21 protein-coding genes are annotated in these 18,334 nt (G+C 39.2%); 6 read left to right on the top strand and 15 right to left on the bottom strand.

Annotated elements, in window-relative coordinates:
* Window positions 1-56: 56 nt before the first annotated feature.
* The 4 genes from MSKOL_RS13280 to MSKOL_RS13270 form a co-directional block, all read right to left on the bottom strand.
* A complete protein-coding gene (locus MSKOL_RS13280) occupies window positions 57-1,052 on the bottom strand; it encodes a homoserine dehydrogenase (protein ID WP_048121626.1) in 996 nt (331 codons plus the stop codon).
* Between the two features lie 26 nt (window positions 1,053-1,078).
* Window positions 1,079-1,582: an amino acid-binding protein gene (locus tag MSKOL_RS13275; protein WP_048121629.1), complete on the bottom strand. Its 504-nt coding sequence runs from the start codon at window positions 1,580-1,582 to the stop codon at window positions 1,079-1,081.
* 113 nt (window positions 1,583-1,695) lie between these two features.
* Window positions 1,696-1,857, bottom strand: coding sequence for a hypothetical protein (locus tag MSKOL_RS20370; RefSeq protein ID WP_156151093.1), 162 nt, complete (start codon window positions 1,855-1,857; stop codon window positions 1,696-1,698).
* A 133-nt stretch (window positions 1,858-1,990) separates the two neighbouring features.
* Window positions 1,991-3,007 carry a MarR family transcriptional regulator gene (locus MSKOL_RS13270; protein WP_231592241.1) on the bottom strand — a complete coding sequence of 339 codons (1,017 nt, stop codon included), beginning with the start codon at window positions 3,005-3,007 and terminating at the stop codon, window positions 1,991-1,993.
* Between the two features lie 264 nt (window positions 3,008-3,271).
* On the opposite strand from MSKOL_RS13270, the gene MSKOL_RS13265 reads away from it, so the two are divergent.
* Together MSKOL_RS13265 and MSKOL_RS13260 are read left to right on the top strand one after the other, a co-directional pair.
* Entirely contained in the window at window positions 3,272-4,291 is a 1,020-nt protein-coding gene (locus MSKOL_RS13265) for an OmpH family outer membrane protein (RefSeq protein WP_048156962.1), read from the top strand.
* A 430-nt stretch (window positions 4,292-4,721) separates the two neighbouring features.
* Window positions 4,722-4,988, top strand: coding sequence for a hypothetical protein (locus MSKOL_RS13260; protein ID WP_048121635.1), 267 nt, complete (start codon window positions 4,722-4,724; stop codon window positions 4,986-4,988).
* 40 nt (window positions 4,989-5,028) lie between these two features.
* On the opposite strand, the gene MSKOL_RS13255 is transcribed toward MSKOL_RS13260, so the two are convergent.
* Complete coding sequence (locus MSKOL_RS13255) at window positions 5,029-5,358, bottom strand: phasin family protein (protein ID WP_048121637.1); 330 nt, start codon at window positions 5,356-5,358, stop codon at window positions 5,029-5,031.
* Between the two features lie 812 nt (window positions 5,359-6,170).
* Here MSKOL_RS13255 and MSKOL_RS13250 point away from each other — a divergent pair.
* Complete coding sequence (locus MSKOL_RS13250; RefSeq protein WP_048156961.1) at window positions 6,171-6,470, top strand: Hsp20/alpha crystallin family protein; 300 nt, start codon at window positions 6,171-6,173, stop codon at window positions 6,468-6,470.
* A 160-nt stretch (window positions 6,471-6,630) separates the two neighbouring features.
* The gene (locus MSKOL_RS13245; protein WP_048156958.1) at window positions 6,631-7,179 is read left to right on the top strand and encodes a rubrerythrin family protein; all 549 of its coding nucleotides are present in this window, start codon (window positions 6,631-6,633) and stop codon (window positions 7,177-7,179) included.
* A 399-nt stretch (window positions 7,180-7,578) separates the two neighbouring features.
* Here the strand turns inward: MSKOL_RS13245 and MSKOL_RS13235 are convergent, their stop codons facing one another.
* From MSKOL_RS13235 to MSKOL_RS13215, 6 genes are all read right to left on the bottom strand, one after another.
* Complete coding sequence (locus tag MSKOL_RS13235; RefSeq protein ID WP_048156953.1) at window positions 7,579-7,842, bottom strand: hypothetical protein; 264 nt, start codon at window positions 7,840-7,842, stop codon at window positions 7,579-7,581.
* A gap of 74 nt (window positions 7,843-7,916) precedes the next feature.
* Window positions 7,917-10,784: a heavy metal translocating P-type ATPase gene (locus MSKOL_RS13230; protein WP_048156951.1), complete on the bottom strand. Its 2,868-nt coding sequence runs from the start codon at window positions 10,782-10,784 to the stop codon at window positions 7,917-7,919.
* A gap of 42 nt (window positions 10,785-10,826) precedes the next feature.
* On the bottom strand, window positions 10,827-10,973 hold the full coding sequence (locus MSKOL_RS19440; protein ID WP_231592654.1) for a hypothetical protein: 147 nt from the start codon (window positions 10,971-10,973) through the stop codon (window positions 10,827-10,829).
* A 218-nt stretch (window positions 10,974-11,191) separates the two neighbouring features.
* Complete coding sequence (locus MSKOL_RS13225; RefSeq protein WP_048156949.1) at window positions 11,192-11,398, bottom strand: heavy-metal-associated domain-containing protein; 207 nt, start codon at window positions 11,396-11,398, stop codon at window positions 11,192-11,194.
* A gap of 589 nt (window positions 11,399-11,987) precedes the next feature.
* Window positions 11,988-12,632, bottom strand: coding sequence for a flavin reductase family protein (locus tag MSKOL_RS13220; protein ID WP_048156946.1), 645 nt, complete (start codon window positions 12,630-12,632; stop codon window positions 11,988-11,990).
* 40 nt (window positions 12,633-12,672) lie between these two features.
* Entirely contained in the window at window positions 12,673-13,437 is a 765-nt protein-coding gene (locus MSKOL_RS13215) for a P-loop NTPase (protein WP_048121653.1), read from the bottom strand.
* A 123-nt stretch (window positions 13,438-13,560) separates the two neighbouring features.
* Between MSKOL_RS13215 and MSKOL_RS13210 the strand changes: the two genes are divergently transcribed.
* Window positions 13,561-13,917 carry a helix-turn-helix domain-containing protein gene (locus MSKOL_RS13210; RefSeq protein WP_048156944.1) on the top strand — a complete coding sequence of 119 codons (357 nt, stop codon included), beginning with the start codon at window positions 13,561-13,563 and terminating at the stop codon, window positions 13,915-13,917.
* Window positions 13,918-14,440: 523 nt separating this feature from the next.
* On the opposite strand, the gene MSKOL_RS13200 is transcribed toward MSKOL_RS13210, so the two are convergent.
* The 4 genes from MSKOL_RS13200 to MSKOL_RS13185 all read right to left on the bottom strand — a co-directional run bounded on the left by MSKOL_RS13200 (window position 14,441) and on the right by MSKOL_RS13185 (window position 16,875).
* Window positions 14,441-14,689 carry a heavy-metal-associated domain-containing protein gene (locus MSKOL_RS13200; protein WP_082091139.1) on the bottom strand — a complete coding sequence of 83 codons (249 nt, stop codon included), beginning with the start codon at window positions 14,687-14,689 and terminating at the stop codon, window positions 14,441-14,443.
* 100 nt (window positions 14,690-14,789) lie between these two features.
* The gene (locus MSKOL_RS13195) at window positions 14,790-14,996 is read right to left on the bottom strand and encodes a heavy-metal-associated domain-containing protein (RefSeq protein ID WP_048121657.1); all 207 of its coding nucleotides are present in this window, start codon (window positions 14,994-14,996) and stop codon (window positions 14,790-14,792) included.
* Window positions 14,997-15,781: 785 nt separating this feature from the next.
* Entirely contained in the window at window positions 15,782-16,024 is a 243-nt protein-coding gene (locus MSKOL_RS13190; RefSeq protein WP_231592240.1) for an SHOCT domain-containing protein, read from the bottom strand.
* 101 nt (window positions 16,025-16,125) lie between these two features.
* Window positions 16,126-16,875 carry a hypothetical protein gene (locus MSKOL_RS13185; RefSeq protein ID WP_048156938.1) on the bottom strand — a complete coding sequence of 250 codons (750 nt, stop codon included), beginning with the start codon at window positions 16,873-16,875 and terminating at the stop codon, window positions 16,126-16,128.
* Between the two features lie 704 nt (window positions 16,876-17,579).
* On the opposite strand from MSKOL_RS13185, the gene MSKOL_RS13180 reads away from it, so the two are divergent.
* On the top strand, window positions 17,580-18,311 hold the full coding sequence (locus MSKOL_RS13180) for a sulfite exporter TauE/SafE family protein (protein ID WP_048156935.1): 732 nt from the start codon (window positions 17,580-17,582) through the stop codon (window positions 18,309-18,311).
* Window positions 18,312-18,334 lie beyond the last annotated feature (23 nt).

Genomic DNA, 18,334 nt, shown 5'->3' with positions numbered 1-18,334 from the left:
ACCTGAATTTTTAGCCTGAATTCTTAGCCTGAATTCTTAGCCTGAATTTTAACCTATCAATTTCCATAAATTGCGATCAGATCGCTGAGAATCGCACTTGCAGTTTCAATTGGGCCTGCGCCCTTACCAGTAACCGTAATTTCTCCTGCAAGTTCAGTTTCTACCGACGCCACATTCAGCGTCCCTCCTACTGCAAGGGGATGGTTGATAGGTACGAGTCTGGGGGCTACATGAATTCTTTCCCTGCTTACTTCCCCTATAAGCTTGATCACATGCCCTCTTTCATAAGCCATCTCAAGGGCTTCAGGTGTAACTTTCGTGATTCCCGTAACCTCAACGTCGCTATAGATAGCATCAAGTCCGAAAATTGCGTTGGCAAGAATGACAAGTTTGCAGGCCGTATCAATTCCTTCCACATCGTATGTAGGGTCGGTTTCAGCAATACCGAGCTGCATGGATTCGGCAAGAATGTCATTGTAGCTTGCCCTTTCCTCCAGCATTCTTGTCAGGATATAATTACAGGTCCCATTTAGAATTCCTTTGATACTTTTAACCTTATTGCCTGCAAGTACCTCGTTTGACAGGTTGATAATAGGCATTGACCCACCAACGGTAGCTTCGAACCTGAAATGAGAGCCTGATGCCTTTGCGGCTTCCATGAGTGCTCTGTACTTAAGGGTAAGAGGCCCTTTATTGGAAGTAATAACATCTTTTCCGGTCTTGAAGGCCGCAAACATATTCTGCAAACCTGCCCCGCCAGTTAGTATATTCGTCGGGGTAGTTTCGATTACAAGATCATGAGCTACGGATTGGATAACCTCGACTCCAGAGATATTCTTAAGAGCTACCGTTCCGTCTGTCCTCTTCCTGGCAAGGCAGTCGGCAAGATCTACACCCTCAGGATTAACAGTTGCGCCCTTTGAGTCTACAACAGCAACTACTTTCACTTCCAGCCCGATACTTTCCAGATACTCTTTTTTCATAAGGAGTACTTCAGCCACGCCCTGTCCGATTGCACCGAACCCGAGAATGGAACAGCACACTGTTTTCATGTTTTCAAATCTCCTAAAACTATTTTTCAGGCCTGGATATCAATTGGAAGAACCATAAGCAGGTCTTTTTTTGCCGAGACTTCTTTGAGAATGGCGAGTGCCTTATGCAAGTCCTCTTTACCGACAGCATCGATTCTCATGAGGGCTGAAGAAAGCATATTGATACCGGGCATAGAAAGGGAAAGGTCTGCAACCTCAGCAAACCCTGTCCTGTCAATCTCATCAATCGTATCCTGGATCCCTGTATGGACCACGTGCCCTATGAGCACTACATTTATGCTTTCCCTGAAACGGTGTTCACCGACTCTTACAACTCGAATTCCATTTTCTTCAAGTTTAGCCTTTATTGTCTCAATGCTTTCAGGCCTGGTTTCAAGTACAAGCTGTACAGGTACTGTTTTTCGTGGGGTTCTCTTCTGATGGTGATGTACTACTGTTATCAGGTTAGCCTTACATTCCGAAAGGGGCTGGAGGGCTAAAAGCATCTGCCCGGGTACATCTTTTAATTCAATGTCCATGGAAACTCGCATGTTGTCCCTCGTGCATTTTTTAATAATCCCTTGTGCGATTTAAATAATCATGATTTAAATAATAATTTTACCAGTATACAATGTTCATTCACGCATTATTAAACAGCTTACTGTCAGGGTTGAGATGGTATATCAGGATATCCGGCTTTAATCAAGCCATCTAGCCTCTTGAATTTGAATTTCATAACCTGAGTTTCAAATCCATTCCCGCGGAGCAGGGCCTTATTACTCAGGTTTGCGATCAGGACATTTATATTGGTAAGCAATTTTAGCATAAGAGATCAAAAAGGGTGCTCAAATATACCGCGTACTCTATTGTTAACCTTTTCTGTTGCTTAGTCAATGAATTCAGTTATATAGTTTACTGTTTTATAATCCTACAAAAAAACTTTAGGGTACAGCATCTGCTTATTCCTTCTTGCTGTCATGTTTGGTCTGCTTGGAGATATGCACGTCCGGGATACGGATTATATTTCCTCTTCCTCTTTTGAATTTCTCAATTAGCCCGCGTTCCTCAAGGTCAGAGAGCATAAGACTGACTTTTGACTCCGAATAGGGGGATTTTCTTCGTAGTTCTCTCTGGGTGATTCGGTTTCCACTAGCTCGGACCATCTCCAGAAGTTCCTTGAGATCCTCAGGAAGATTGAGCTTTGAATGTTCCTTAGTTTCAGAACTCGATTTATTAGGCTCCCTCTCATGGAAAGGAAAACTCGATATATTCTGACCCTCTTCTATAGGCCTTTTCTGCTGTATAGGTCTGTCAGTACTGGATGTTCTTTCGAACTTTTCAGCAAACTGCTCAGAGCTCAGTTCCGAAATTTCACTTATGTTTTCTGCTGAATCGGCCGTATTTTCGGCTGAGTTGGTTGCGGCCTCTTCAGAAAATATTGCATCCTTTATTGGGTTTTCAGACTCCAACAAATATGGCTCTCGGTAACCTTCAGAAAAAGAAGGCTTTGCCGATTTTTGATGTTTCTTCCCTAAAAGGTAGGCTGCCAGCAGCAGGGCTAGCATCAGGACTATAAAAACCAGGAAAGCAGGAGCTAAAAAGGCATAGCTAGAGTTTGCCTGAGATACAGGCTCTTCCTCTTCATAATCCAGATAAGGGGCTTCAAAGTTATCCTGATCCAGAAGCTCTTCATGAGAAGGCGGGAAAAGGAGGAGATCATGTACATACTCTCCTTCACCTGATACCTCAACCTTTTCCTGAGCCGTATAAATGACCTTATTTCCTTCAAGATAGCTGGCATTTATTGTATAGGTTCCGGGGGTGAGGTTGAAAGAATACTCTGAATCCGTTGCAATAACGTTCTGTTCCGGGGTAGAATTGATCTCTACAACTGAGTTATTAAGAGGCTTGAAAGTATCCCACTCATAGACTGTCCCGTGAATTGTGGCCGCGATTGCATTTCCCTGAAAGACCATAATGAGAAAGAAAATAAGTGAGAAACTGCATAGCTTTCTAAAATTCACGAGATGTTAAATGGGTTTTTAGCATAAATCTTTTACTTTTCTTTGTAAAGAGCTTGTAAAAATAACGCACGCCTATTAAAGCTTTGTAAAGGAGTCGAGAAATGTATCAAGCTTGAAATCCCATATCTAAGTTTTAATAAGATAAATTCCGAAAAGAATAATTATATTTACTTGATCCTTATAACGTTGTAATAACTCATAAAGGGAGGAAGTCAGATGAAAAAATCAAGAATTGTTCAAGATCTGGCTTGTTTTACGATTCTATTAACCTTGCTCAGTTTACTGTCAGGAGGCTCCCTCGCTGCCAGAAACTCTTCTGATCATGTAAACAGCAATCAGAACCAGTATATGCGTGAAGATATTCTCGTTTCATATAATGAAACTGACAACGTAAGTGAGAACAACAGTTCTGAATCCAATGTGAAACAAGAGCAAAAGAATCTCAGCACAAAAAACCAGAATAAAGTTTCCGAATACAAACAGGAAAGAAAACAATTAGAGGAAGAACTCCAGCTTCAGAAACAGGAGTATAATGAAGCAAAAGAAGATTTTCTCAAAATAAGAAACCGCATTCAGGCAAAAGAACTTGACCCTAACTCCGAAGAGGCTCGAAATGCCACAAAGTCCTACCTTAACTCGAGTATTAACTATATGATAGCTCACCTTGCAAATGTAGAGAGCAATATGGAATATTCAAACGGGAACAGAACTGACGAAAACGTTATTGCCATAAATGAAAAGATAAAATTGCTTGAAATTGAAAAGGCAAACGTTGCAAACGTGTCAAGCCAGAAAGAGCTTCTGGTTGTGGTCAGGTCTGTGCGTGGGATATGGAATGATGCCGAGAAAATCAGCCTTTCAAGCGCAGGGCAGACTGTAAGTGAGAAAATCGGAGAATTTCTTGAAAAATCCGAAAACCTCTCGGAAAGACTTAATGTAAAAATTGGGGATATGAAAGAGACCGGCATTGATACATCTGAACTTGAGATCAAGCTTGCCAGTTACACTTCTTACATAAAATCCGCGCAGGAAAAGAAAGTAATGGCAGATTCCCTATACAGTGGTGAGAATGTAACCCGGCAAGATATGCAAACTGCGAATAATTACCTTCGTCAGTCACTCACTGATATTAGTAAAGCTAACAAGTTACTCAGAGTAATTTTCGGCGAGCTCAAAAATTACGAAACCGAAGAGGATAACGGAACTAAGGTTAGAAACCTAACAACACCTGGATAAAAAGAGGATAACGGAACTGAAGCCAGAACCAGATAATAGTTAGACAAAACAGCCTTAAAATTATCATAAGTACCGAAAATATCGTAGATATAGTAAATATTTAAATATAATATCATTAGTATTATAAACGTAACACCGTTAATTTTAAATTTAACATAATTAATAGTAACGTCTATAATTTTAAAATTAATGTGAGTAATAACCAAGTATAATATATTTAGTTTTAAAAGTAATACATTTGGTTCTAAATAGGAGATTCCTAGTTATGAATGTGATACTTTTATAACTAAACGTAATACTATTATTAGTTAAGAAATTAAGTGTATTCCCCCAAAAGAATTACGGTTTCTAATAAAGGGAAAAAATCTAGCTCAGGGGATGAGACTGGAAAATTTATTGAAAAAAAACTACATAATTAAGGAGGTAGAAAATGGTTAAATTCGTTCACCTGCTTGTACTGTCAGCTTTAATTATCTGGCTTGCAGCATCCGGTTGCGTCGGGAACAATACGTCTGAAATAGAAAAGTCAGGAGTAAACTCAAACGCCGTTGGGGCAGGGAATGGTGTACCAGCTACAGATATGGAAATGGAACTTACACAGGCAGAAATCCAGGAGGTTGATTCTGATATGGCAGATCTCGAAGACTTGCTTAAATCGGCAAGCCCTGAAGAAGAGATCGAAATTGAAGAGTTGTGAAATAGAAAGGAAAGAAGTGAAAAGTTGTTAAAAATTGTTTTCACTTAAAAAACATCTTTTCTTTGTTTTTGATTATTTGAATTTCGTCTTCCAGCGTTTCTATCCTGGACTCAAGTTCATGCAGATCTTTTTTAGTAAAGATATTATCGGTTTTTGATATAGATTCCTGAATCTTCTCAGAGATTTTCTTCTCAAGATCAAGCTTCTGTTTTTTTCTTTCTTCAAGCATATCCTGGACAGCTTTTTTGCCTTCTTCCTTACTGATGTCCCCTTTGTCAACAAGTTCCGTTACAAGGTCGTTTATCTTATCTTCGGTTATTGCCCAGAGGCCGGCTCCTATAAGCCCGAGTTTTCTGACGGATTCCCTCATGTATTAACACTCACTTTTGAATTATCAATCTGGAAAAGTTCACATGAAATAATTCTACATGAAAATAGTTAAATGATATGATCTCACGGATATATTAAAAATTCCCTATCATAGGAAGTAGGTAATGTCTGGCTTTGTTTGAGATGTCTTGTGCGATCTACTTTCTATTACAATTTTCTATTTTGACCCGCGCCTATATGACAGTTTTAGGTTTTGATCTACATCATATGAAAGTTTTCTGTTCTTATATTATTTGTCTGTGTTTCATATAAATGTTTTCTGATATAGTTATAGGATTCTTACTTTACGTGACATGGGCTTGAGTTCCCTTCAAATTAATATTTTTAGAATTACAGGGACTCAGTACCAAAATCCAGTGATAAACGTGAAATTGAAAATCACTAGATTTTATAATTGGTTATAATCCATTAAATACGTCCTCTCGATGGAAGTCTTTCGATATCAAATATTGAGTTTGATTGAAGAACGAATTCTTCCTGCAAGTTCATGATTTCAATCGAAAAATACAAAAATCACTAGATTTTGGACCAGAGTCATTACAGGATTACCATTAAGGAAACTATGTATCAAGATTCTTTTTTAATTTATTTATATACATCCGGTCAAAACCCAGAGATACAGAGTATCTAAACACCCTTTGTTTGTATTAATTTGCATTCAAATCCGGCCAAAATTTCGTAAGCCGGAGTGATAAAGCGCCGCTGAATTTGCGTGTTTAACGTTAACAAATTAATTAACCGAATGAAAATATATAAATATGTTAATTGATAATGTCATTTGGGGGTAGTTCTATGGCAGAAACTTTAAAAGTCTCACCATCTATATGCGCATATCCTGACGACAAATACGAAAACCTTGAAATTGAAGTAGTACTTCCTGGGGTGGATAAAAAAGATATTTCTTTTAAGATTACCGAAGACGGTTTTTATGTAAGAGCCAACAAGGAAGGGGTTGAATATACGGACAGTTACGCAGTCTGCTGCCCGATAGTCCCGGAAAAAGCAGTGGCCAAATACTCAAATGGTGTACTTAAAGTTACAGTACCTTATCAGCAGCCATTTGAGAACGCGGTAGATGTAAAAATTGAGTAAGGCAATTTTGACTCACGCAGTTGAGCCGAAAAATCAATCAAATTAAACCTCAAACAGTTTAAACCAGGATATTTTTGAAATATGTTTTCATAATTGATTTTTTTCAACTGCGTGAGCCCAAAAGTATAATGTTCAGTTTCATAAAAAAAGAGGTTTTTAAATGAAAAAAATGACAGAACAGCATCTTATCAACGCATTCGGAGGAGAAAGCCAGGCACATATGAGATATTTACATTTCGGAAACCAGGCCGAAAAAGAAAAATTCTATAATGTAGCCCGCTTATTTCGTGCAATTGCCCATGCAGAATATGTACATGCAGGAGACCATTACCGCGAGTTAAGACATCTCGATGGAGGATTTGTTGCAAATAGTATGGCAGCTTTTGGCCCTGGCGATTCCTTAAAGAATCTTAAGCTGGCCATTGATGGCGAAACATACGAGATTGAAGAAATGTATCCCGTATACATTGAAGTTGCAAAATTCCAGGGAGAAAAAAGAGCACAAAGAAGCTTTGAATGGTCATATGCCAGTGAAAAAATGCATAAACAACTTTTTGAAAGGGCATTAGACTCGGTTAACTCAGGAAAAGACATTGAACTCGGTCCTGTCCAGGTTTGTGAAGTGTGCGGATATACCTTTGAAGGAGAAGCACTCGACAGATGTCCTATTTGTGGCGCCCCAATAAACAAATTTACTACGTTTAAATGAATAATTATTCTGAAATCCTCACTAACTAATGCAAACAGGCAAATTTCTATTTATTAAGTCCAGACTATTTTCTAAAAAGCTAAATCTGGGCTAATTTTTTAACTGGAAAGCCCTCTTTTTAGAATAGATTTTTCGTTTATTTTCCTTACTGAAAAGCATCTATTATGGAAATGTAAGAGAAGAAACTTGATTAAGATATTAAAAAAATAAATCGCTAAGAAATTTGAGTGAGTTATAATTTTCACAGGCAGTTTCACAAGCAGTTTCACGAGCAGTTTCACAAGCAGTTTCACAAGCAGTTTCACAAGCAGTTTCACAAGCAGTTTCACAAGCAGTTTCACAAACAGTTTCACAAGAAGTTTCACGAGAGTTCTTCAAGCCCTCAATACCAGAAAAAAATCAGTCTGGAATTTTATTGTTTTTCTCCTTGCTTTCAACCCTGTCTGCAATTCTGGGCCAAAGAGACAGTGAAATTATCATGGAAATCACAAAAACAAAAATTGAGCCCGCAGCCATATCGACCCTGGTGTAGGCAATTTCCCCTCTAGACGCGTTGGTTAAAAAAGATCCTGAAAGAAAAAGGATAACAAGCACTATCGAAGTGGTAAGGCTTAACAGAAACATTACTCTTGGCCTGCTATCTATGGAACCAGCTTTCATCATATAACCTCCAGTCTTTCTATTGTTTTGTAATCTGTCCAGATTTGTATTTTTAAATTTTAAGTTATCTGCCCCTTTTATTTGAGTTTGCTTCTTTTCATTAGCAGGGAATTCGTAGTCACTGAGACCGAACTGAGTGCCATAAAAGCGGCGGCAAGTTCAGGTGTAATGAGGATGCTGTGGAAGAAGGGATAAAGAATCCCGGCTGCAATAGGAATACCTATCGTGTTATATCCAAAAGCCCATAGAAGGTTCTGCTTGATCTTGTTTATTGTAAGCCGGCTCAGCTTAATAGCTACGACCACATCTCTTGGATCATTTTTGATAAGCACAATTTTTGCGGATTCCATTGCTACATCCGTACCTGCTCCCATTGCAATTCCAACATCAGACTGAATCAACGCAGGAGCATCGTTAATGCCGTCACCCACCATTCCGACAAGCTTGCCCTCTTCCTGAAGCTTCTTAATTTCATTTGCTTTGTCTTCAGGAAGTACCTCTGCCAGCACTCTGGGAATACCTACTTCTTTTGCTATTGCATTGGCTGTAACAACATTATCGCCTGTGATCATAACTACTTCTAGACCCATCTTATTAAGAGTTTCAATAGCCTCTCTTGAGGTTTCCTTCAGGGTGTCAGCAACTGCAACAAGGCCAATAATTTCTTCTCCGAAAGCTACGAGCATTGCAGTTTTTCCGCTCTCTTCAAATACTCGCATTTCAGCTTTTAATTCTTTAAAGGAAAAACCTTCTTCTTCCATAAGTTTGCGCGTACCAAGCAAAATTCTTTTTTCTTCAAAATAGGCTTCTACTCCTTTTCCAGGAATGGAATGGAAGTTTTCTGCTTTTCCGGGACTGATTCCCTGTTCTTCAGCCCCGTTTACAATAGCTTCCCCAAGAGGATGCTCGGACCCTCTCTCAGCCGTTGCTGCAATAAAAAGTACGTCCGTTTCCTTGTGACCGGGAACGGCAACCAGATCTGTCAGCTTCGGAGTGCCTGCCGTAAGCGTGCCTGTTTTGTCAAAAACGATAGTATCAAGTTTATGCGCTCTTTCGAGAGCCTCTCCACCTTTTATAAGGACCCCGTTTTCCGCACCTCTACCGGTACCGACCATGATAGCGGCAGGCGTTGCAAGCCCGACTGCACATGGACACGAGATTACAAGGACGGTAATGGCTATAAGCAGGGAAAATAGGAATGGACTGATCCCACCTAGAGTTGCGGATTCCCCTACTCCATAGCGCCAGTAACCTATGAAAAACCAGAAGAAAAAGGCCAGAAGCGCAATAATATGCACGATTACTATGAAGTTCCCGGCAACAACATCTGCAACCCTCTGGATTGGAGCTTTTGTAGTCTGCGCAGTCTCAACAAGCCTGATTATCTGGGCGAGGGCAGTATCAGCCCCAACCTTTGTAGCCCGAAAATTGAAAGACCCTGTCTTGTTAAGAGTAGCTCCTATAACGGTATCATTCGGGACTTTCTCTACCGGGATGCTTTCTCCTGTGAGCATGGACTCATCTACTGCAGAACTCCCCTCAACTACTATGCCGTCAACAGGAATTTTTTCTCCGGGCCGGACAACAACAATATCTCCAACTGCTACTTCTTCAACAGGAACTTCCTTTTCAATGCCGTTTACAAGGATTCTGGAGGTTTTTGCCCTGAGGCCCATCAGTTTTCTAATTGCTGCAGAGGTCTGGCCTCTTGCCCTTGCCTCAAGATACCTGCCAAGGACAATGAAAATGATTAGGAAAGCCACAGTGTCATAGTAAAGACTATTATATCCGGGGCCAAGATCAAGAAATGTTGCTGCTACGCTGATAAGGTAAGCTGACCCTGTCCCTGCTGCAATCAGCAGGTTCATGTCAGTTACCCCATACTTGAATCCCTTTATAGTCCCGACAAAAAATTGTCTGCCAGGGAAAAGGAGGACAAGAGTGGATAGTATAAAAAGAACAATATGATTGGAAAGGAAATCAGGTACAAAGGACAGGAAAGGAAACATCATGCTCATGTTTCCCAGCCCTATTGGAATTCCCAGAACAAGAGCAATTATCAGGTTATTTCTCTGCCTCCTGATTTCAGCATCTCTGGACATCTGCTCTCTGTCTTCATACTCAACAGCCTCGGTTTTTACAAATGCTCCATAGCCAATTCCCTGAACTGCGGCAATTATTTCTCTGACAGAGACGCGGGAGGAATCAAACTCTACAACTGCCTTTTCAAGTGGGAAATTCACAGACGCTGAAATTACGCCTTCAGTCCTGTTAAGGACTTTCTCAATATTTGCAGCACAGGAAGCACAGCTCATGCCCTCAAGATTCAGAGTCACTGTGTCTTTTTCTACCTTATATCCAATAGATTCGATGGTTTCACCGATTTCTTTTGGAGAGATAAGCGAGGGCTCAAAACTAACATTTGCCCTTCCAAGTTCAAGGTTAACAACTACTGAGTATACTCCTGCTTTTTTCTTCAGTACTCTCTCAATATTTAAGGCACAGGCCGAACAGGTCATGCCGGAAACTCCAAGCGTGATTTCTTTTTGACCGGTTTTCAGGCTTGAGACCCCTGGTTCCTCTTCTGGCAGTTCACAAGTTTCAGTGAGGGGACAGGTTTGAGGAACCTCTTCAGGTCCCTCTGGTCCCTCTAAAACAGGCTCCGCAGTTTTTGACGTCTCCCCTTCGACCTCCGTTATTTCGGGAACTTCTACTCCAGCCTCTTTCTTAGCTTCGTTTTCACTTTCTGTTGGGTATCCTGCCTTCTGAATAGCTGCCTTGATGTCATCCAGGCTTACTTTTTCAGGATCAAAGCTAACCGTTGCACTTTCGGATTCAAGGTTTACGTCAACGATTTCTACCCCCTCAAGAGAAGAAATTGCATCCGCTACTCTTTTTTGGCAGTGACCACAGGTCATGTCATAAACTTTTATAGTAACTTCCATTGGATCTGCCGCCTATCCAGATTTTTCAGGACTGCCCGGCGTTTAAAAGATTCTTCCGAGCTCTTCTACAGTTTTATATCCATTAAGCAAAATCATCTGTATGAAACACGTATCAGTTATCCGGCTGCCATAGGCTACATTCATGGTTCTTTCAAGAGTATTGGTATTTACTCTGGAAATCCCATTGATAGAGGTAAACTGTCTTGAAATCTTATTCTTGCAATGCCTGCATGAAAGTTTGGCCTACTATAAACGCAGTCTTCCCTATACGTTTACCCCCAAAGCACAATTACGTTTTTCAAACAGGTGCTTTACCCATATGTGAAAGCTTGTACTTTTTAGTATAACTTTTTAGTATAATAATCTTGAGACATAATCTTGAGACCGGTAAGAGATATGTAGCCACATTAGATAGGTTCATATCCGGCTTCTCTGACCGCATCTTTAACCTTTTCAATGTTTGCCTTTCCTTCTTCGTAATCAACAGTTACCTGTTTGGTCTGAAGGTTTACGTCCACCTTCTGTACTCCTTCCACAGCTTCGACTGCTTTTTTAACTCTCATCTGACAGTGCATACAGGACATGCCTTCAACTTTTATGGTTTCTTGAGTCATATTTTCTATCTCCAACTATAAACCTAAAACTTTTTTAATATAAATAGAACTTATGCAGTTGAACTAAAAAATCAACAGCATCAAACCGTTAACTGTTTTTACGAGTTTCTCACGCTGAATCATTATTTACGAGTTTCTCACGTTAAATCATTATTCACGAGTTTCTCACGTTAAATCATTATGGTTTTAAAACCAGTATCTTGAAAATTCAGTTATTGGTCACATGTTAACTCTGAATCGCTATCTGTTGATGAAAAGCTATCAAAGATTTGCTCAATAATTAAATTTCCATGAAACTGGATTCCTGGGTTAGTAGGCTTAAGCTAAACACATAGTTAGCTATCAATAGAGATCAATGTACCTGAGAACGTTGTTTTTTCAGTTGAACTGTGCAGTACTGACTGAAAAAACAGTAATAACTGAGAAAAATAATATTGTAGTCACGAGGCTAAATAATGCAACTACCTAAATGGTAGAATGAAGTTTTTTTGTTGCAACAATTACAGGCGTGACTATAGATTCTCAGCAGTTTAAAACACGAGCTTTTTGAACTTATTTAGTTCTAGTTCATTAAAATCTTCCATACTCATTACTTGCATTCTTGACCCTCCTCTTTTTTATATATCCTTTTGAGAGGGTCATTACCGTTTTTAAACATAGCTCCATAAGGCTCAAATTTACCGATATCATTGACAGTACAGAAATGCATGCCCTCGTCTGACCCTGTCATCATTAATGGTTTAGCTTTTTCTACGTCCCATGAACCATTTTCTTTTTTGTAGACGCTATCTTCCACCTCAAGATACACTACTTTACCAAGAATCAATGCGTAAGGAAAGCCATTGCATACTTCAGTAATTATATGGTCTAGTTTACATTCCATCCAGGCGTAGCATCCTTCAATCCCTGGAGCCCTGATCTTTTTTGAAGGTTTCTCCTTTAGACCGGCTAATTCGAATTCATCAACATCAGGAGGGACATGTGAAGCCGTTGGTATCACTTTATCTGCCATATCAGTACCAGGCATGTTAATAACGAATTCCCCTGTGCTTTTTAAATTGTCTAACGTATCTCTCCTTATTGCTGAAGCTACACAAACTAAATCTAATGGACGTAAAACAGGCATAAAGCAAGAATATGGTGCTATATTTCTAATTCCATTTTCACTGATTGTTGATATGAATGCCACTGGCAAGGGTACTATCGATTCTCTTTTGAAGTTTTCTAATATCATATTACCACTGCGCTATCTACAATTGTCTTCTTTCTCGATTTCAAGAATGAATTCCTGAGATTAGAAAATCAGCAACTGACTCGATTTCTGGAAGTTCTACTTTTAATTCATCTCCTTCAAACCCTGCCAGGAAGATCTCCGTGTTTGACGGGACTGAAGTTAGAATACGGTTTTTGTCCACGGTTTCCGTCATTAACTGAGTCCCTATTTTGTCTGCGCGGTTTAGAATAAAATATAGAGGTTTCCCGGCTTTCTCGGCAAGTTCACTTATTTTTTCTGAAAGCCTTATGGATTCATAAGATGGATCAAGTACCATTAACACAAGGTCACAACCTTCTTCAACTCCCCTTCCAAAATGCTCTATACCAGCTTCAGTATCCACAAACACAACATCTTCAGGAGTAGTTTCCGTGTTTTTTAGAAAATTCCTTGCAAGAGCACCCATCGGACAGGCACATCCCTCTCCAAAGTCATGGATTTTGCCTATAGTTATCATTTTGATGTTTCCTTTTTCTACAGTATAAGCTTCGGGAATGTCGGAAATTTGCCATGTGTTCTCAAAAATACTGACAGTGTCTCCCTTCTGATATGCCTGCATTAACTTTTCTCCAAGGGTTTTTTTCCCTCCAAGATAATTCATGAAATCTTCGGGCATTTCAAGACCTAGCTGTTTATGAAGCCCGAAGTTTGACTCGTCACTATCCACCACAAGAACATTGTAACCTTTTCTATCCATAGATTTTGCAAGCAGAGCAGTGATAGTACTCTTGCCGCTTCCACCTTTTCCACATACAAGGACTTTCATCTTTTCACCTCTGTTTAATAATGTTTAGTATTAAAAATAACTGAAATAATAACATAAAATATTAATAAATAGGATACTTTTCTATAGTATTAAAACTATAAAGTTAATAGTGATAAAGTGACTATGAAAAAGAATAGTAACGGAATTTGTTTGTGCCCCATAGAAGGGATTATCACCATAATATCCAAAAAATGGGCCATTCAGGCGATCAGTGCCCTTGGGCATCACAATAGATTACGATTCAATGATCTCATGAACACTCTTGAGGGTATCAGCCCAAAGTCACTTACCGACCTGTTAAAAGAACTCCAAAAAGAAGGCCTTATCCAGAGAGAAGCATTTCCCGAGATACCTCCGAGAGTTGAATACTTTTTGACAGACGATGGAAAAGAGCTTTGTAAAGTAATAATCCCCTTAATACAATGGGCAGAGAAACGGGACAACCTGCATAAGGAAATCTTTAATTCAAAGACTTTTTAATATCTTCTGGGATAGCCGAAATTTGACATTGATTTCGATGACATTTGACCTACATCGTTCAAAAAACCCGGAAATAATCAAAAGTCTCGTAATTCCATCTGCAAAAACACAGTTTTTCCTTTTTTCCTCAAAACGACTCTGTGTATGAAAGAGAAAACGTAGCTGCTTGATCATATGGATGATGGCTTTCATAACTGTACTTTTTAAGTTTAAAATCCCTTCAAAATTCAATTTGTTTAATATACTTTTAAAAATCAAGTTCGAACTTAATCAGTTTTCATTTCATCAAGAGAAAAAAATAGAACATGCTATTCAATTCTAAATAGCATTCGCTATTCTTTTTTGACAATGAACGCAGGCCATACTGTAGGCTCTAATAGTGCCTTCCATCAGATCTGCCATTATCCAGATGTTGGATCTGCCACTATTCAGATGTTGGATCTGCCACTATCCAGATGCTGAATCTGCTACTATCCAGATGCTGGATCTGCCACTATCCATATTTTTCAAGATTGCCCTGCGCTTAAAAGATTCTTCCGGGTTCTTCTACGATTTTATAGCCAGCTTTAAGCAAAGTCATCTGTATAACGTACGCGTCAGTTATCCGGCTATCATAGGCTACATTTACTGTTCTATCAGGAATGTTGATATTTACTCTGGAAACCCCATTGATAGATGTAACGAGTCTTGCGACCATATCCTTGCAGTACCTGCATACCAGATCATCTACTATGAATGTTGTCTCTCCGATGTGTTCACCCCCGCAGCACAACTATATTTTTCAAACAGGTGCTTCACCCATATGTAAAATTTGTATCTTTTACTATATATTCTTTGAAACCAGTACCAGATATTATTTGCGTGAGACTACATTAAACAGGCTCATATCCGGTTTCACGAATTGCAGCCTTGACCTTTTCGAGGTTTTCCTCCCCTTCTTTGAAATCAACAGTTACCTGTTTGGTCTGAAGGTTTACGTCCGCCCTCTGTACCCCTTCTACAGCTTCAACTGCCTTTTTAACCCTCAACTGGCAGTGCATACAGGACATGCCTTCAACTTTTATGGTTTCTTGAGTCATGGTTTCAATCTCCGTATAACTTTACCTGGTAACATAATAAATTAATCTAATAATTTCCTGGAATATTTTATAATTGAATAATAGTATGTCCTATTTACCACAAATTCTTTGCGCAAATTCAGGATAATGAGACTGAGATTATCACTACATTAAATAATGAAAGAAACAAAACTCGGAAAATTTTGGAGAATTGAAAATCATCGTATCCATCAGGAATGGTGAAGAGCCAAAAATCTCTAACCAGATTATTTTTAACCAGATTATCTCTAACCAGATTATCTCTAACCAGATTATCTCTAACCAGATTATTTCTAACCAGATTATTTCTAACCAGATTATTTCTAACCAGATTATTTCTAACCAAGTTATCTCTAAACAGATTTTTCGATCTTATTTTATATTCTGAACTGGAATTTCACCTACCGCTAATCACAGAAAGGCGCAGAAGCACAGTCACAACCAGAACAAAGCCAATTATCAAAAGTGCTGTGCCGCTTGACCACGCCGACAAGGTCATTTTCGATCAAACCTTCTACAAACGGATGCATTGAGACGTTCAGGGTTTTTGGTCAAGATTTCCACCGGAAAGGTTGCGTCAAGCCATATTAAGAATGGTTATCACCATGATAATGATGTTTTCGCTCAAGCATTTTTTAAAAGGCTTGATACTCACCACATCCTTTTTTTGACATAATCCCTATGAAATATCTTTGAATATCTTTGAATATTTTTAATGAAAATAAAAATAAGTTGAAAGTTGTTCCTGCTAAGCAGGTTGAAGGCTTTCACACCAGGCGTTTTTTCATTTCTTCAAATTCTTCTTCAGTAATTTCACCTTTAGCATATCTTTCCTTTGCAATATCCAGCGCAGACTTCTCTTCACCTCCTCTGATTTTATTTTGCTCAACAAACCACCTAATTAGCAAATAAGCTAGCACAATTATGAGAATCCAGAAGAGGATCCCGAAAAAAATACCTCCATACCCCATGCCGTAACCGTAATGATCCATGAATCCATTTATTGTCACCGCCTCCCAATATAGCAGTTAATCCATCGTTTCACCATTTCTATCTTTACTATTGGACACAAACACTTACACTTGAATCTGTCAATTAGAATAACTATAATTCAGCCTGTAATGTTTTCCTCGCCCAGATAAGGTCCGTGCCAGGTATGTACCCAGATCTGACCACTGTAGGCATTTACGCTCAACATCCCTTCAATATCTTGTCTCCCAAAATCAAAAGTGTAATAACCGGGCATTTCGTGTGATTCCAGTACCTGTGCTCCCGGCAGGTAGCCTATTAAGAAATCTCCTGCCAGCTTTTTAGTCTCATTTAGATCATACTCAGGCGCTCCGGTCGTTGTTCTGCCAGCTCCAAAGCGTGTGTTCCACATCATATTTGGTCCTGGTTCAGGATAGACTGACCCTGAATAACGATCCACCAGTACTTCAGCTATATCCTGACTGCTGTTTGTGTCCTTTAAAACAGCATAATAGTTGCCGCTGAATATCATGACGTCCTCGACCTGAATATTCGAGCCATACTGGCTGGAGAAGTTCTCCAGGCTTTTCAAAGCCTCATCCTGAGTTACAGGTTTTGACTCAGGATAATATATTGCCATCATATTGCCCATCATATTGCCCATCATCCCCGGTCCATAGCCATAGTTATAGCCTGGATTATTCATCATCCCCGGTCCATAGCTATAATTGTAGCCTGGATTGTTCATCATTCCCGGCCCCATCTGCCCTGGCTGATAATCTCCCTGGCTGTAGGTTGAACTGTATGTCATTGGCCTGAAAGCTAGAAAAACAAGAAGCACTATTACTGCCAGTACTAACAGACCAATTATGATATTTTTGCTGTCTGCCATGATCGCCTCGAATTAAATTCTGCATCGGATTAAGTTCTGATAGTTAAATCAGCAGCTAACCGGACTTTTTATATAACTGTTAAATATTTTTATCAAATTATGGCAAGTAACTCTGATTTAACTATGTTTAGCATGAAAATGTGCCATCTGCAAGCACTTTCATTTGTTGTGCATGTTGTTCAAAGAATATCATGTTCATTTTAGACGAAAAAATACAGTCAAACTCCTGCAATTAAATTAAAACGGGGTGCTTTGAACAATTGAATGAGCTTGTTCAATTTTTGGTGTATTCTTATGTGAACTTCGGCCAGGTTTCTGTTTTATTTTGAGACCCTAAACCTCAGCTTTTAACCACAACGGTTAATGTCCCACCTTGAAGACAAAAAATGAACGACCACCATAATACCCCAATAATTAAAGATATGTTAATTTATTTATAATTATCACCTAATGCTTTAAGATAGATTGTCACCCTCGTTCTGGAGAGTGACCTGTCTTTTGGGGTACAGCACTTCCAGAAGAACCCAGATCATAGCAAGGGCAGCGAGGCCTCAAGATGCCAAATGCAAGAAAAATTGAGTCTAATTAAGTTTAACTAAATCTAATTAAGTTTAACTACGTCTAACTAAGTCTAACTAAGTCTAACTAAGTCTAATTAAATCTAATTAAGTCTAATTGAATCCGGTTGAATACGGTAGGAAAGCATGTTTGTCTATGAAGAAGTTATCTATATAGCCCTGCTTACACTGCTGGCAAGCCTGATAGGGACTATGGCCGGATTTGGAATATCCACAATCATGGTACCTGTCCTGCTGATTATCCTGCCTCTGCCTCAGACTTTACTCCTGGTAGGCATAGTTCACTGGTTTAATGATATTTGGAAGATGCTCTTATTTCGAAATGGAATAAGATGGAAACTTCTTCTTGCCTTCGGGCTTCCAGGGATCTTTGCCAGTTTCCTGGGATCATCCCTATCCTTGAGAATCTCAAGGGAAATTCTTTCAAGAGCTTTAGGGGTGTTCCTTATAGCCTACGTTATTTTCATTATTTTCAACCGAACTTTCAAACTGAGCCAGAAGTTATCAGTAGCAATATCCAGTGGAACCCTTACCGGATTTTTTGCAGGTATATTTGGTATAGGCGGGGAGATAAACGCAGTAGCTTTGAGCGCTTTCAACCTGGAAAAAGCTGTTTATGTTGCAACCGCTGGCGCTATATCTTTTATGATCGACTCTACAAGGATAGCGACGTATATCCAGGGAGGTACGAGACTTGATCCTGTCCTTGTATCAGGCTTTTTGATCTTCATACCCATGTCATTAATTGGGGCAATAATCGGGAAAAAAGGAGTTGAGAAAATACCCCAGGAAAAATTCAGAAACTTTGTGTCAATTTTCATATTTCTATTTGGGTTGAAATTGATACTGATTCCATAATTTTACAGCACATCCTAACCTAT

The sequence above is a fragment of the Methanosarcina sp. Kolksee genome (assembly GCF_000969945.1).
Lineage (GTDB): Archaea > Halobacteriota > Methanosarcinia > Methanosarcinales > Methanosarcinaceae > Methanosarcina > Methanosarcina vacuolata.
Note: the sequence above shows the minus strand (reverse complement) of the source record. Positions and strands in the feature narration are given on the sequence as shown.

Coding starts and splice junctions, on each gene's coding strand:
- MSKOL_RS13280 (WP_048121626.1), bottom strand. CDS start 1,052: ATGAAAACAGTGTGCTGTTCCATTCTCGGGTTCGGTGCAATCGGACAG.
- MSKOL_RS13275 (WP_048121629.1), bottom strand. CDS start 1,582: ATGCGAGTTTCCATGGACATTGAATTAAAAGATGTACCCGGGCAGATG.
- MSKOL_RS20370 (WP_156151093.1), bottom strand. CDS start 1,857: ATGCTAAAATTGCTTACCAATATAAATGTCCTGATCGCAAACCTGAGT.
- MSKOL_RS13270 (WP_231592241.1), bottom strand. CDS start 3,007: ATGGTCTTTCAGGGAAATGCAATCGCGGCCACAATTCACGGGACAGTC.
- MSKOL_RS13265 (WP_048156962.1), top strand. CDS start 3,272: ATGAAAAAATCAAGAATTGTTCAAGATCTGGCTTGTTTTACGATTCTA.
- MSKOL_RS13260 (WP_048121635.1), top strand. CDS start 4,722: ATGGTTAAATTCGTTCACCTGCTTGTACTGTCAGCTTTAATTATCTGG.
- MSKOL_RS13255 (WP_048121637.1), bottom strand. CDS start 5,358: ATGAGGGAATCCGTCAGAAAACTCGGGCTTATAGGAGCCGGCCTCTGG.
- MSKOL_RS13250 (WP_048156961.1), top strand. CDS start 6,171: ATGGCAGAAACTTTAAAAGTCTCACCATCTATATGCGCATATCCTGAC.
- MSKOL_RS13245 (WP_048156958.1), top strand. CDS start 6,631: ATGAAAAAAATGACAGAACAGCATCTTATCAACGCATTCGGAGGAGAA.
- MSKOL_RS13235 (WP_048156953.1), bottom strand. CDS start 7,842: ATGATGAAAGCTGGTTCCATAGATAGCAGGCCAAGAGTAATGTTTCTG.
- MSKOL_RS13230 (WP_048156951.1), bottom strand. CDS start 10,784: ATGGAAGTTACTATAAAAGTTTATGACATGACCTGTGGTCACTGCCAA.
- MSKOL_RS13225 (WP_048156949.1), bottom strand. CDS start 11,398: ATGACTCAAGAAACCATAAAAGTTGAAGGCATGTCCTGTATGCACTGT.
- MSKOL_RS13220 (WP_048156946.1), bottom strand. CDS start 12,632: ATGATATTAGAAAACTTCAAAAGAGAATCGATAGTACCCTTGCCAGTG.
- MSKOL_RS13215 (WP_048121653.1), bottom strand. CDS start 13,437: ATGAAAGTCCTTGTATGTGGAAAAGGTGGAAGCGGCAAGAGTACTATC.
- MSKOL_RS13210 (WP_048156944.1), top strand. CDS start 13,561: ATGAAAAAGAATAGTAACGGAATTTGTTTGTGCCCCATAGAAGGGATT.
- MSKOL_RS13195 (WP_048121657.1), bottom strand. CDS start 14,996: ATGACTCAAGAAACCATAAAAGTTGAAGGCATGTCCTGTATGCACTGC.
- MSKOL_RS13185 (WP_048156938.1), bottom strand. CDS start 16,875: ATGGCAGACAGCAAAAATATCATAATTGGTCTGTTAGTACTGGCAGTA.
- MSKOL_RS13180 (WP_048156935.1), top strand. CDS start 17,580: ATGTTTGTCTATGAAGAAGTTATCTATATAGCCCTGCTTACACTGCTG.